Raw genomic sequence first — 13,046 nt, 5'->3', positions numbered from 1 at the left:
CTATTCCCCCTTGAATAAGGTTCCGACTTCTTTACCATCTAAAATGTCAAAAATAATTCTTGGTGGCTTGCCATTTGCTAAGACCATCGCACTTTGAGCATCCAGTATTCGTTTGGCTGCCTTCAGCTTGCTAATCATTCCGCCGGTGCCGAACTTACTGCCGGCTGATCCGCCAGCTTGGGCCATCGTTTCTTTGGTAATAGCAGAGATAGTGGAGTAGAGGACTGCTTGTTTGTTCTTGTTTGGATTGTCAGAGTAAAATCCATCAATATCTGAAAGCATAATCAATAAATCAGCATCCAACATCTGGCTGACAATGGCTGAAAGCTCATCGTTGTCGCCAAATTTAGTTAAATGATCCAGTTCATCAACGGCCACTGCATCGTTTTCATTGATGATAGGAATAATATTCATGTGTAATAATTGTTCCATCGTATTAATGGCATTCTTACGGCTTTCTGGATAATCGACGATGTCCCGCGTCATCAATACCTGGGCCGTTTGTTGATTGTAAGCCAAGAAGCGCTGGCTGTAAAAATGCATTAATTCTGATTGTCCCACTGCAGCAACTGCTTGCTGCTCAGGGATTGTATCTGGGCGTTCGGTCATACGTAATTTGTCCATACCCACACCGATTGCGCCAGAAGAGACTAAAATAATTTCTTTGCCTTGGTTGTTTAGATCGGTCAGCACAAAGGCTAATTGATCAATTCCCGAAAAATTGACTTTTCCACTTGGATGGATTAAGGAACTGGTCCCAATTTTAACAACAATTCTGTTTACTTCACTTAAAAACTTTCTCATATCTTCACCTCGAGTTTTGCCGCAAACTCAAATAAAGCTATTTGTGGAATTGTACCAGATTCTCACTGAAAATTCATCTTTTTTTCATCTGAAACCGAAAATTGTTCAGAAATAGCCCACTATTTCTTTCGAATCCTCTCCTTAATTGGATGAATTCAGGATATTATTACTCAACTAAAAGCTTTATGCGTTGTGAAAGAGAGTAGGGTTTGGTAGCATGATAGCTAAGGGAGGTCATGGATATGGCGAATGCCTTAAATAATTTTTCCGAAATAGGAAAATTGCAGCAAGTGATGCTTCATCGGCCTGGAAAAGAGTTAGAAAATTTACTGCCAGATTATTTAGAGCAGCTTTTGTTTGATGATATTCCATTTTTGGAGCAGGCCAGAAAAGAGCATGATTTCTTTGCGGATACATTGCGAGAGCAAGGAATCGATGTATTGTATTTAGAAGATTTGGCTGCAGAAGCGTTACACACAGATAGTTTAAAACAACAATTTTTAGCGGAGTACCTAGATGAAGCTTATGTTACCGGTAAGGAAACTCGTAAAGAGATTGAAGATTTCTTTTTAGCAATCAAGGATACCCGAGATTTTATTGATCAAACTATGGCAGGCTTGCATAAGAAGCAGCTTTCTATCAGTAAAAATTTGAATCTCTCAGATATGGTGGAGGACAATTATCCTTTTTATATCGATCCCATGCCCAATCTTTATTTTAGCCGTGATTCCTTTGCTATTATCGGCAAAAGCGCGTCATTAAACAAGATGTATGCTAAAACCCGTCGCCGAGAAACTCTATACGGAAAATATATTTTTCAGCATCATCCTATGTTTAGTAAAGAATCAATCAACTTACTTTACAATCGTGATTTTGATACACGGATTGAAGGCGGAGATATTTTAGTACTGTCCCCTCAGGTATTAGCAATTGGCATTTCCCAACGAACAGATGTCAGTTCAATTGAAAAAATTGCGCGCAATATTTTTGCCAGTGAAGCAAGCTTTCAGCATATTTTAGCTTTTAATATTGGAGAAGAACGGAAATTTATGCATTTAGACACGGTTTTTACCATGGTCGATTATGATAAATTTACAATTCATCCTGAGATTGAAGAGCATTTAGTAGTATACTCGATTGCTAAGAAGCAAGGGGATCCTGAGATTGTTGAAGAGACAGAATCATTAGAACAGATCTTATGCCGTTATTTAGATTTATCAGCGGTGGAATTTATTCGTTGTGGTGGCGGGGATTTCACCGCAGCGGCTAGGGAACAGTGGAATGATGGGTCCAATACGTTAGCAATTGCCCCTGGTGAAGTGATTGTTTACGATCGAAATCCAATGACCAATCAAAAGCTGGAAGCAGCCGGAGTGACGCTTCATCGTATTCCGGGCAGTGAGCTGGTTCGTGGCCGTGGTGGGCCTCGATGTATGAGTATGCCGTTTGTACGGGACAAACTTTAAATGAAGGAGACGAACAAAAATGATGATTCGCAAGGCAAAAGCAGCTGATTTATCAGCTATTCAAACTTTTTATGCAGAGGTGGTTCCAACGATAGAGTTTGAGATTACTAGTTGGATTCCAGGAGTCTATCCATCGATAGATACGGCTGAAAAGGCAATTGAGGAACAAACGATGCATTTGGCTGTTTTGGATGGCAGGGTGGTTGGATCGGTCATTCTAAACCATGATGTAGATGAGGAATATGCAGAAATCGCTTGGCAAAATCCGCAGTTACCAGCCGAGCAGATAGTCATTGTGCATACCTTGATGACCAGTCCAAACTACAGAAATCAAGGGATTGCCCGTCAATTATTGAACTATGCTGAGCATTTGGCGAAGGAGCAAAATTGTCAGGCAATTCGTTTGGATACCTTTGCGGCGAATCATCCAGCACAGCAGCTGTACAAAAAATTGGGCTATCGCTATTGCGGAGCCGGTGACCTGCCTTCTTGGCAAGGGGAGGGAACCGATGCTTGTGTCTTTTTTGAATTAGTCTTGGCTGATTAATTCCCTTTCATCTTAAATTGTACTAAATCATAAATAAACTGTAATCCTATTGTAAAGCTGACTCATGTATAATGAACAAGATCATTTGGGTAAGTGATTGATTCTTTTCTACGGAAAGGAGAATTCGTTTGAGAAAATTTGCTGGCTTAATGAGTGTTCTGATTATGCTGTTTATTCCAGTGGCTGTTTATTTTGCTAAAACTATACAAGCGGATGATAAAATAGCAGCTTCTGGATCGGTTTCTATTAGTACAATTTCCCTCAGTGAAATTTTTAATGAGACTAGCGGTAAGACGTCCAGAACAAAAACGTCATCGACGACAACAGAAATAACGGCTTCGACGGAAGAACAGCACCCGGCGAAAAGCAAGCTAAATGAGCCTTCCGAAGCTAAGCCTTATCCAGAATTGGGACCGGATGATTGGATCGACGTTTCTATCAACGACCAAAAGGTTTATTTTAAGCGCGGAAATGACGTGCTTTATACCATGAATTGTTCAACTGGTTTACCTGGTGAGTCTGCAACACCCTTAGGTGAGTTTACGATTGAAACGGAGAAAGGCGAAACCTTTTATAATCCGGGTTCAGGTGAAGGAGCCAATTATTGGGTTTCTTGGCGCGATCATGGTGTGTATTTGTTCCACACAGTGCCAATTGATGAAAATGGGAATTATATTGAGAGTGAAGCTGAGGCTTTAGGGGTACGACCTACCTCTCACGGCTGTATTCGTTTGTCTGTTCCAGATGCGAAATGGATTTATGATACAGTACCGGTGGGGATGCGGGTAGTGGTAAGAGAATAATGGAAAGTACTCAATCCAAAGGGTTGGGTGCTTTTTTTTAAGACTGGAGGCTTAGTAAATTAAGCACTCCAGTCTTTTTTTAGTTCATATTTAAAAAGGTTGGTCATCAAATTTATCAGGTACTAAATAAGGTGCTAAAGCTTCTACTTCTCGGGGTAAGTGTTCTTTAATCAGCAAACACCAGAAAAAGGCTAACTCATCGGACATCAATTCGAAGTCCATTTTGTTGAATTTAGCTTTGGTAAACAGTATTTCGACAGCCTCTAGTAATGCATGAGCATTGGAGGTGCTGAAAAAGAGCTGTGGAAAAGTTTGCACGACTTTGATCATCAATGCTTCAGCATGGGTATGGTAAGGGAAATCCTGGAAAAATTTACTTTGCAGCAGCAAACGTCTTGCGAAGTCTTTGTCTGATTCTCCAAATTTCCGATTCGCTGGATAAAAGCCGACATCTTCAGGTAAAAATTCTTCGTTTTCCCAGTTGTCTTCGGCTTGAGCATCTAAAAAGTTGGAACACTCTATCAGCAAGGCCAACTCGTACTCCTGTTTGCTAGGAGACCGTTTAATCTTGGCTAAGGAGAGATCATCCAGGGGTAAGAAAATGGGCATGGCAGATAGATAGTTTTTTTCCGTTGGTACGATAATGGTTAACAGTCGAATGTTTAGTTTGTCTTCAGGTAAGCCGATATCTTCTGGAGAATAATCCATAAGGTATTCTTTCCCGGTTTTTAGATCTTTATGCAGCACCAAGTCATCCTTAATAATTAAATCAAAAACACTTAAGACATAGTTTTTCGGCCAGCTTAGAATTACCTGTCTTTGATCAGGACTCAGATGTGTCATCCAGTTAACACCTTGAGAAAAAGTCAGTGTATTTCTAGCAATCAAATAGTAGAAGGCCAATAATTCTAAGTAAGGCCCTTCATCTCCTTCGAAACTGGAAGGAGATCCAGCAATCACATCGACTTCATCTAGCAATTCAAAAAAGCCAAAATCAATCTTAGTTTGCGATTCCAGCAGGTACTTGGTGGTAATGCCGAAAAGTGCAACTGAGTAAGGGTCTTCACCGCCAGCTATCAGTTCACGAACTTCTTTTTTCAAATCATTGCTGTTGATTGGTTTCACCTGATGACCATCCTTTCGTGATGCAAAGACTGTATAGTACCAGTTTATCATTAAATGTTCGCAGAAAAAATACGTTCAGCGTGAAAACAGCGGAAATAAAAAAGACCAACCGTTCTCTCCCCATAGAAGAGCGTGTTGGCCTTATGATTAAGTTTCCTGAACAAGTTAGGAGACTACTTTTGAAGTAGTTTCTTCAGGAACTTTATCCTTTTTAATAACTTTAGAAAGAATCAGACAAGTAACCACACAACCAACTGCCATCACAATTGCGTAAATAAACATCATGTTAAAACCGGTTTTCCCAGCGTTATTGTCTAACCAGCCGCCGATCATGGTATACATAAAAATATCTGGCATATAGCCCAAACAAGAAACGATTCCAGATACCCGTCCAGTTCGTGACAAAGGAATCCCAGCATCATCAATAATTGCAAAGTATTGGCTGCGAATTAAGTAGATAAAGAACATACCTGCTACGAAATTTCCCAAGACAATCGTCAATAGACCTGATTCAGCAGGAAGCACTAAAAATAATCCATAAGACATAGCTGTCAGTACTGCACCACCAATAATTACCTTCAAACGAGAGCCGATTTTGTCAGCAATAAACCCGCCAATAATACCACCGAAGGCTTGAATTACATAACGAAGTCCTCCCAATGTAGCGCCACCAGAAACGGACAGTCCGTAAACATTAATCGCCAAAGTGTTGATATATCCGAAAATCCCATACAAGCTGTATCCGAAGAATACGATAGCTACCAGCAGCCACACTCGAGGAATCGCTAATTGCTTAAAGGTTCCTACGATGACTTCTTTTAAGGATTCAGTATTCTCTGCCTGATCGGTATCTTCAATAATAAACCAGTTTAAGATTCCAATAATGATAACTACAATTGCACAAGTACGAATCGCCCAAGCAGTTCCTAAGATATCGTTAGCGAACATGCCGTAAACAGCAGTCATACCGAAAACCAGCAAGGCATTTAAAATTCCCCGCAGCCCTTCCTGCAAGCCGAACAAACGCCCCTGCTCTGAAGAGTCTCCCAACATCCGAGTAGCTTTAATCATGGCAGACCAATAAGTAATAATCGTGGAAATTCCCATCAGAACAAATATCAGCCGGGCTGTGTTAAAAGAAGGGAAGGTAGAAAACCAAATTCCTAAAACGCCAGTGGCCAAAAAAGAAACCGTCAAAAGCTTTCGAGCTGAGAACTTATCTGCAACAATGCCTCCCACAAAATAAGAGAATGTTGCCATAGTCGCATAACCGGAAGACAGCATACCCATTTGAGCATTAGTTAGGTTCATTGCTTTTTGAATTGGTACGTAAAACGTCTCGCGGATATAAGGCAGCTGGAAAATAATCCCGGCACCAGCCGCTAAGAGTAACAGAGTGCCATATTTTTTCACAAATGTTTTGTTCATAGATAAAGAAACCCCCATTAAGTGTTTTTCTGAACTAAGCCGACGCCGCTTAACACCAAGCTTAATTCTCGAGCTCTCTATCCTCTCTAGTAACAGATTCAGTGTAAATGCTTTCTTTTGAGGTGTCAACGCTTTTATTATAATAAAACAGCTATCAAATTTTAATCATAATCTCATTAAAACGGTGTAAATAGCTCTGTAATTGGAAATTATCACGGTAATTTTCCATAGGGATAAAGGACTAAAATAATTCTTATTGTTGAATAGTTTCCAAAAAAAAAGAACGGATCAACAAAAATGATCAGTCCTTTTGTTTACTTAATTCACGAATAACCTCTTCTATAAACATCATCAGAACCGTTCGGGTTTTTTCATGAGAATTGAGCTGCTCATCCTGATGGGATTTCGTTAGATAAATAATCTCCTGCTGATCTAAGTTCAGGCTGGCATTAAATTCCTCAATAATCAGTAAGGCTTTTGTATGATGCCGCTTAGCTTCTTCAAACAAATGATCAAATTGAGCAAATTTTCCAGCGACTGTGAAAACCAGCAGCAGGGAATTTTCGGTTAACAGGCTGGGTATCATAGAAGATTGGGTCGCTTGAATCACATTTTTATCAATGATATAGGTTAATTTATACCCAAAATACTCCATACAAATACTAGTCGGCCCATAACCAAAGAGAATAATCTTGTCGTGCGTCTTAATTTGCTCAGCTAAGTAGCTGACCGTTTCAGCATCAAAATTTTCCATGAAGTCTTGGATTCGAGCAAATTCAGAATTCAATTTTTTCTTCTTAACTAATTCTTTCCCAGTTAGGAAACGGAAGTATTCTTTATAGCCTGAGAAACCGATCTTTTTAACAAACTTAGAAATTTTTGAAGGCGAAACACCTGTTGCCTCCGCAGCCTCGGTAATAGTCATAGAGGGACGCTCCTGACTAATATCACTGAGTTTTTGATGAATTTGAGTTTCCAGCTCATTTAAGCGATCCAATTGCAAACGCATTTTCCTCACCACCTACTGTTATGTACAAGGTCAGCATAGCACAAAAAGTCATCTCAAGGCAATAAAATGGAAAATTTTCCATAATAAGTCATTATTAGAGTCTTTTTAAGGAAAATATAATTAAATTTTAATGTAAAAATGATGTGACCTCTCTATACTAAGTCATAGGAAAAGCGCTTCCGAAAAAATAATGAATGGAGCTAGTTAAATGAATTCCGATACATTAGTAAAAGAAGCTATTGTTGCAGATGTAAAGAAAATTGTTTCTGAAGACCAAGTGGTAACTGATTATGAGGCATTGTATGATGCATCCTCCGATCGCTACCGCAAGTACGCGAAGGCGAAACGAGTATTAGATAATCCAATACCGACTGCGGTTGTTTATCCTAAAAATGCAGAGGAAGTTAAAGAGCTTTTGATGTATGCCAACGAAAATGGCATCAATGTTATTCCACGCAGTGGTAAAACTGCAACCGAGGGCGGTTTGGAAAACTGGAAGGATTTAGCCTTAGTCATTGATGGCTCCAAGATGAATAAGATTATTAAAATCGATCCATATAATATGCAGGCAACAGTAGAAGCTGGCGTAAGACTGCAGGATTTAGAAGATGAATTAAGAAAAATTGGCTATACCACGGGTCATTCACCACAATCAAAACCAGTTGCTCAATATGGTGGTTTAGTATCAACCCGTTCGATTGGTCAATTCTCGACTTTATATGGCGGAATTGAAGATATGGTAGTTGGCTTGGAATGTGTTTTCCCAAATGGCCATATTTCTCGCATTAAAAACGTTTCTCGTCGTGCCGGCGGACCAGATATTCGTCATATTGTCATCGGAAATGAAGGGACCTTATGCTATATCACAGAGGTGACTGTAAAAATTTTCAAACATTACCCAGACAACAACAAATTCTTCGGTTATTTAGTGAATGATGTAGAAACTGGGATTAAAGTATTGCGGGAAGTTATTACCAACGGGTACCGACCATCTGTTGCTCGGACATATTCACCAGAGGATGCTCGGCAGCATTTCTATCACTTCTATGAAGATAAATGTGTATTGATTTTCATGGCAGAAGGACCAGAAGGCATCGTTGAGGCAACAGGTAAAGGAATCGAAGAAGCGGTTGAAAAATTCAAGGATGGGGTTTACAAGCAGGTAGACAGTCAGCTGATTGCTAACTGGTTTAACCAATTAAACTGGACCCAGCAAACCATTGACGACGAAGTTCAAGGCATGATTGACAATGACAAGCACGATGGCTACACAACAGAAGTTTCAGCTGATTGGGAAACCATCACTAAGATCTATAACAATGTGATTGATCGGATTCGTAATGAGTATCCACGGGCGAAGGATTTGACGATGTTGGGTGGCCATTCTTCACACAGTTATATTAACGGAACCAACATGTACTTTGTTTATAACTACGACATTAATTGCGAACCGGAAGATGAAATGCGTATTTATCATCATCCAATACAAGCAATTATCGTAGAGGAAACGCTGAAATTGGGAGGCTCAATGTGTCACCATCACGGAATCGGCAAGTACCGTAATGAGTGGACTAAACAGGAGCATCAATCAGCTTATTATATGCTGGAAACTTTAAAAGAAGCTTTTGATCCAAAAGGTATCATGAACTACGGCAACATTTATCCTGTGCAAGAAGGCTACAAATATCAAAAATAGTTACATTTTCCTTCAAGGATGTACTGTTGTTCTTGAAGGAACTTTTCCAAAGGTTAGGAAGCGGTTACGATGAAAATTATTTGTCTCATTAAATATGTTCCCGATACCGATCAATTTGAATATGACTACAAGACGGACAAAATTAACCGGGAGAAATCTAAACTGATTTTAAATCCTGATGATCGGAATGCAATAGCCTGGGCGCTGCAAAGAAAGAAGCAAGATCCTTCGATTGAAATAGAGATTGTTTCGATGGGGCCGTCCAAGGTTGAAAAGGAGTTAAAGGATCTGATTCGATTAGGGGCTGACCGTGCCGCTTTGATAAGCGACAGACAGTTCGCTGGCAGCGATTCACTGGCAACCAGTGTCATTTTAGCCAGCTATTTATCGCAGCAGAATTACGATCTGATTCTTACCGGTACTCACACGTTAGATGGAGGAACGGGACACATTGGTCCTCAGGTGGCCGAGCTGTTAGCGGTTGATCAATATTCCAACATTATTGGACTTGAAGAGTGGACGAATGGCTATACGATTGTAAAAGCAAAGCAGGAGGAACGAATTTTCCGCTTAAAAATTCCAGCTCCCTGTGTATTAAGCGTAACACATCAAATGAATCTGCGTTTAGGCTTCGTTAGATATGAAAACATTGATAAAAATGTCGATGCTCAATTCTCTCTAGTAACAAACGAAGACCTGCAGCTGTCTCTTGATGCAATTGGTCGCAAAGGTTCGCCAACTAAAGTAATCAAAAATGTTGTGGCCAAACGAACAAAAGAAATGACTCAGCAAGTGTCTGTAGATGACGACGGAATTGAAACGGTGGTCCAATTTCTAAAAGAAAAGGGGTACTTGTAATGTTTAAAGCACTCATTCTAGTTGATAACGAGGCCATTGATTACTCCGTTGATTTGATAGAAGCGGCCAAACGTTTGGCTGGTGAAGAGGAATTGGCCGTTTACGGCTTAGGAATTAATCTGGAAAACAAGGCAATCAATGGCTTCGATTCACTGATTTGTGTGGACGATCCGTCGATTCAAAGCCGAGACAGTCGTGTCATTACGGACATCTTAGAACAGGTTCAGCAGCACTGGCAATTTGATAGTGTCATTGTGCTGGCAACAGATTTTGGCCGAATGGTGGCACCGAGATTGGCGATGCGATTAAAGGCTGGACTTGTGGCAGATATTACTGCTATTGAAGTAGATGAAAAAGGGCGCAAGCTGATTCGACCGGCATTTTCCGGCAATATATTAGCAAGTATTCTTTGTACTTCGACGCCGATTATGGCTAGTGTTCATCCTAACGTGTTCCATACAAAGGAATCCTCAAAGATTCCGGAACAGATTCATTTTCCTGTGAAGGAATTGAAAGCGTCGTCAATCGAGGTACTTTCGGTTGACGTGTCAGAAAAAACTCAAGATATTCGTGAGGCCAAGGTATTAGTCTCAGCGGGAGCAGGCTATACTGCCGAGGTAAATCAACTCACTGAATTAGCCCGCCAGCTAAAAGGAGCCGTGGCTGTTTCCAAGCCGCTGGTGGAGCAAAATCGCGCCCCACGGGAAATCCAAGTGGGGCAATCTGGAAAAACGGTGAGTCCTCAGCTTTATGTAGCCTTAGGTATTTATGGCTCAATGCAGCATGTGGAAGGTCTTAAAAAGGTTACAGATATTATTTCGGTTAACACTGACAAGGGAGCACCGATGAACTATTTAGCCACTATCGCAGTTATCGGTGATGCGGTGGAATTTGCGGAACGGCTCACTGCGCGATTAAATCAGTAATTGGCACATTTTAAAAAAAGGAAACTTGGAGCGATAGCTTCAAAATATAAAGAAGAGAAGGTAAAAAAATGGAAATTAAAGACTTTAACATGGGTATGTTTGCGATCAAAGGAAAAAATGCAATCGTTACCGGCGGAAATACTGGCTTAGGTCAAGCTTTTTCATTAGCTTTAGCTGAAGCGGGAGCGAATATTTTTATGCCGTCAATTATGCCGGATGATGCAGAATTTAGTCAAACGTTGCAGGATCGTGGAGCGAAAACCTTCTATATGCATGCGGATATTACGAAAGATGGCGTGCCGCAGGAGATTATTGATACCTGTGTCAAAGAATTTGGTTCAGTCGATATTTTGGTGAATTGTGCGGGCATTTGTCCTTGTGATGATGTCTTGAGCTACGGCCGAGATAAATGGGACCCAACGATCAACATCAATTTGACTGCTGCCTTTGACATGAGTCATGAAGCCGCTAAGGTTATGATTCCGCAAAAGAGCGGTAAAATTATTAACATTTGCTCCTTGTTCTCTTTCTTAGGCGGTCAATGGGCACCGGCTTACGCTGCTTCAAAACATGGTCTGGCTGGGTTAACCAAAGCATATTGCGACGAGTTAGCGCAATACAACATTCAAGTGAATGGAATTGCACCTGGTTACTTTAAAACGGCAGTAGCTCAAGCATCGATTGATGATCCAGAACGTAACAAATGGATTGTGGACCATACACCTGAAGGACGTTGGGGTGATGTAGCCGATTTAATGGGTGCGACAATCTTTTTGGCATCTGAAGCCTCTCATTTCGTGAATGGACATATTATGACAGTCGATGGCGGATTCTTGGTTCGTTAATCACGTCAAATAGCCATCAAAAATTTATTGGGTGAGGGAGAACTTCATGGAAAAGAAATATATCGTCGGGATTGACGGCGGGAGTCAAAGTACTAAGATCGTCATTTTTGATCTCGAAGGAAATGTGGTTGGAGAAGGCAAAGAAAATCTGCGACCAATGCATTTGGCTGAAGGTGTAGTAGTAGAGCATCCGGGTGACGATTTGTGGGATTCGTTATGTGCGGCCTCGCAAAAAGCGATGGAACAATTTGGTGCTAGAAAAGAAAATATTGTCGGTATTGGGTTGGGATCGATTCGCTGCTGCCGGGTGCTGTTGAAAAAAGACGGATCATTGGCTCAGCCGATCATCAGCTGGATGGATAAACGGACAGCAACACCCCATGTTCAGGATAATCCAGAGGTTCAATATGTAACTTCAACAAACGGATATTTAACTCATCAGCTAACGGGAGAGTTTAGGGATAATATTGGAAATCATTTTGGCCAATGGCCAGTGGATTATGCCAACTGGGATTGGTCTACTGATCCGGAAGTGCTGGATAGCTATAAATTACCAAGAGACATGCTGTTTGATCCGGTAAAACCTGGCGATGTGCTAGGCCATATTACTCAAGAAGCTAGTAAAAAAACTGGATTGCCTGAAGGATTGCCGCTGTTTGCTACAACTAGTGATAAAGCAGTAGAAGGCTTAGGTGCCGGTTTGATTCGCGACACTAGCGCGTTTGTTTCTTTAGGAACCTATATCAGCAGCATGGTGACTGGAACCGAAATGCCAGAAAATCCAGTGAACTATTGGGGCATCATGTCATCTATTCCGGGTAAATATGCCTATGAGGGCTACGGTATCCGTCGCGGAATGTGGACTGTTTCCTGGTTCAAAGATCTATTGGGTGAAAAAATAAGTATTCGTTCCAATTATCAGGGGATTTCTGAGGAAGAATATCTGAATGAACAGGCACAACATGTTCCTGCCGGCAGCGATGGGTTAATGACTGTATTGGATTGGTTGGCGAATCCTTGGGAACCTTACAAACGGGGTGTCATGATTGGCTTTAATGCCCATCACGATTACCGCTATATGTATCGTTCTATTTTAGAGGGCATTGCTTATACTATGAAAAACAATGTTACCAATATGACGGAAGAGCTGGGAAAGACCATTGACGAGGTCATTGTAACTGGCGGCGGCTCTAATAGTGATTTACTGATGCAAATTTTTGCCGATGTTTTCAATCTGCCAATTAAGCGTAATGTAGTAAATGGCAGTGCCAGTGTTGGGGCGGCAATTAATGCGGCCGTCGGCTTGGGCATTTATCCTTCTTATGAAGAAGCGGTAGAAAAGATGGTTAAGGTGAAAGACGTCTTTACGCCGATTCCTGAAAATGTTGCGATCTATAAGCAATTAAATGAAGAGGTTTATCAAGGCTTAACAGTTCACACCGATAAGGTATTAGAAAAGAGCTTCGCTATTTTGCATCCAGAAGCATAAGTAAAGAAAGATGTGACAAGAAGGTCTAACAGCCAATTTTGGCTTTAGCC

At 40.9% G+C, this 13,046-nt stretch carries 12 protein-coding genes; 8 read left to right on the top strand and 4 right to left on the bottom strand.

The features are described from left to right. Positions 1 to 804: a glutamate 5-kinase gene (proB, locus tag IGI49_RS19590; RefSeq protein ID WP_429965888.1), complete on the bottom strand. Its 804-nt coding sequence runs from the start codon at positions 802 to 804 to the stop codon at positions 1 to 3. 242 nt (positions 805 to 1,046) lie between these two features. On the opposite strand from proB, the gene arcA reads away from it, so the two are divergent. The 3 genes from arcA (at position 1,047) to IGI49_RS19575 (ending at position 3,620) form a co-directional block, all read left to right on the top strand. Further along, complete coding sequence (arcA, locus tag IGI49_RS19585; RefSeq protein ID WP_429965890.1) at positions 1,047 to 2,270, top strand: arginine deiminase; 1,224 nt, start codon at positions 1,047 to 1,049, stop codon at positions 2,268 to 2,270. 19 nt (positions 2,271 to 2,289) lie between these two features. Beyond that, positions 2,290 to 2,817, top strand: coding sequence for an N-acetyltransferase family protein (locus tag IGI49_RS19580; RefSeq protein WP_429965891.1), 528 nt, complete (start codon positions 2,290 to 2,292; stop codon positions 2,815 to 2,817). A 128-nt stretch (positions 2,818 to 2,945) separates the two neighbouring features. Further along, positions 2,946 to 3,620 (top strand): L,D-transpeptidase, encoded by a 675-nt coding sequence (locus IGI49_RS19575; RefSeq protein WP_429965892.1) that lies wholly within the window; start codon positions 2,946 to 2,948, stop codon positions 3,618 to 3,620. A gap of 90 nt (positions 3,621 to 3,710) precedes the next feature. On the opposite strand, the gene IGI49_RS19570 is transcribed toward IGI49_RS19575, so the two are convergent. The 3 genes from IGI49_RS19570 to IGI49_RS19560 form a co-directional block, all read right to left on the bottom strand. Then, on the bottom strand, positions 3,711 to 4,745 hold the full coding sequence (locus tag IGI49_RS19570; RefSeq protein ID WP_429965894.1) for a hypothetical protein: 1,035 nt from the start codon (positions 4,743 to 4,745) through the stop codon (positions 3,711 to 3,713). Between the two features lie 165 nt (positions 4,746 to 4,910). Further along, a complete protein-coding gene (locus IGI49_RS19565; protein ID WP_429965895.1) occupies positions 4,911 to 6,173 on the bottom strand; it encodes an MFS transporter in 1,263 nt (420 codons plus the stop codon). Between the two features lie 301 nt (positions 6,174 to 6,474). Next, positions 6,475 to 7,182 (bottom strand): MurR/RpiR family transcriptional regulator, encoded by a 708-nt coding sequence (locus IGI49_RS19560; protein ID WP_429965897.1) that lies wholly within the window; start codon positions 7,180 to 7,182, stop codon positions 6,475 to 6,477. Between the two features lie 208 nt (positions 7,183 to 7,390). Here IGI49_RS19560 and IGI49_RS19555 point away from each other — a divergent pair, with 208 nt between their 5' ends. The 5 genes from IGI49_RS19555 (at position 7,391) to IGI49_RS19535 (ending at position 12,996) form a co-directional block, all read left to right on the top strand. Next, positions 7,391 to 8,878: an FAD-binding oxidoreductase gene (locus IGI49_RS19555; RefSeq protein WP_207701795.1), complete on the top strand. Its 1,488-nt coding sequence runs from the start codon at positions 7,391 to 7,393 to the stop codon at positions 8,876 to 8,878. 69 nt (positions 8,879 to 8,947) lie between these two features. Continuing rightward, positions 8,948 to 9,736: an electron transfer flavoprotein subunit beta/FixA family protein gene (locus IGI49_RS19550; protein WP_429965898.1), complete on the top strand. Its 789-nt coding sequence runs from the start codon at positions 8,948 to 8,950 to the stop codon at positions 9,734 to 9,736. Beyond that, positions 9,736 to 10,662, top strand: coding sequence for an electron transfer flavoprotein subunit alpha/FixB family protein (locus tag IGI49_RS19545; RefSeq protein ID WP_207701793.1), 927 nt, complete (start codon positions 9,736 to 9,738; stop codon positions 10,660 to 10,662). Before IGI49_RS19550 ends, IGI49_RS19545 begins: the two co-directional genes overlap by 1 nt. A 68-nt stretch (positions 10,663 to 10,730) precedes the next feature. Further along, complete coding sequence (locus IGI49_RS19540; RefSeq protein ID WP_429965899.1) at positions 10,731 to 11,507, top strand: SDR family oxidoreductase; 777 nt, start codon at positions 10,731 to 10,733, stop codon at positions 11,505 to 11,507. A gap of 46 nt (positions 11,508 to 11,553) precedes the next feature. Continuing rightward, the gene (locus IGI49_RS19535; RefSeq protein WP_207701791.1) at positions 11,554 to 12,996 is read left to right on the top strand and encodes an FGGY-family carbohydrate kinase; all 1,443 of its coding nucleotides are present in this window, start codon (positions 11,554 to 11,556) and stop codon (positions 12,994 to 12,996) included. Positions 12,997 to 13,046: the final 50 nt, after the last annotated feature.

Source organism: Enterococcus sp. AZ071 (genome assembly GCF_050499065.1).
In the GTDB taxonomy this organism is placed as follows: Bacteria; Bacillota; Bacilli; order Lactobacillales; family Enterococcaceae; genus Enterococcus_A; species Enterococcus_A ferrettii.
Note: the sequence above shows the minus strand (reverse complement) of the source record. Positions and strands in the feature narration are given on the sequence as shown.

What these genes read in the sequence shown, in the direction of transcription:
- IGI49_RS19550 (WP_429965898.1), top strand. Translation starts at nt 8,948, where the DNA reads ATGAAAATTATTTGTCTCATTAAATATGTTCCCGATACCGATCAATTT.
- IGI49_RS19545 (WP_207701793.1), top strand. Translation starts at nt 9,736, where the DNA reads ATGTTTAAAGCACTCATTCTAGTTGATAACGAGGCCATTGATTACTCC.
- IGI49_RS19560 (WP_429965897.1), bottom strand. Translation starts at nt 7,182, where the DNA reads ATGCGTTTGCAATTGGATCGCTTAAATGAGCTGGAAACTCAAATTCAT.
- IGI49_RS19580 (WP_429965891.1), top strand. Translation starts at nt 2,290, where the DNA reads ATGATGATTCGCAAGGCAAAAGCAGCTGATTTATCAGCTATTCAAACT.
- arcA (WP_429965890.1), top strand. Translation starts at nt 1,047, where the DNA reads ATGGCGAATGCCTTAAATAATTTTTCCGAAATAGGAAAATTGCAGCAA.
- IGI49_RS19565 (WP_429965895.1), bottom strand. Translation starts at nt 6,173, where the DNA reads ATGAACAAAACATTTGTGAAAAAATATGGCACTCTGTTACTCTTAGCG.
- proB (WP_429965888.1), bottom strand. Translation starts at nt 804, where the DNA reads ATGAGAAAGTTTTTAAGTGAAGTAAACAGAATTGTTGTTAAAATTGGG.
- IGI49_RS19540 (WP_429965899.1), top strand. Translation starts at nt 10,731, where the DNA reads ATGGAAATTAAAGACTTTAACATGGGTATGTTTGCGATCAAAGGAAAA.
- IGI49_RS19555 (WP_207701795.1), top strand. Translation starts at nt 7,391, where the DNA reads ATGAATTCCGATACATTAGTAAAAGAAGCTATTGTTGCAGATGTAAAG.
- IGI49_RS19535 (WP_207701791.1), top strand. Translation starts at nt 11,554, where the DNA reads ATGGAAAAGAAATATATCGTCGGGATTGACGGCGGGAGTCAAAGTACT.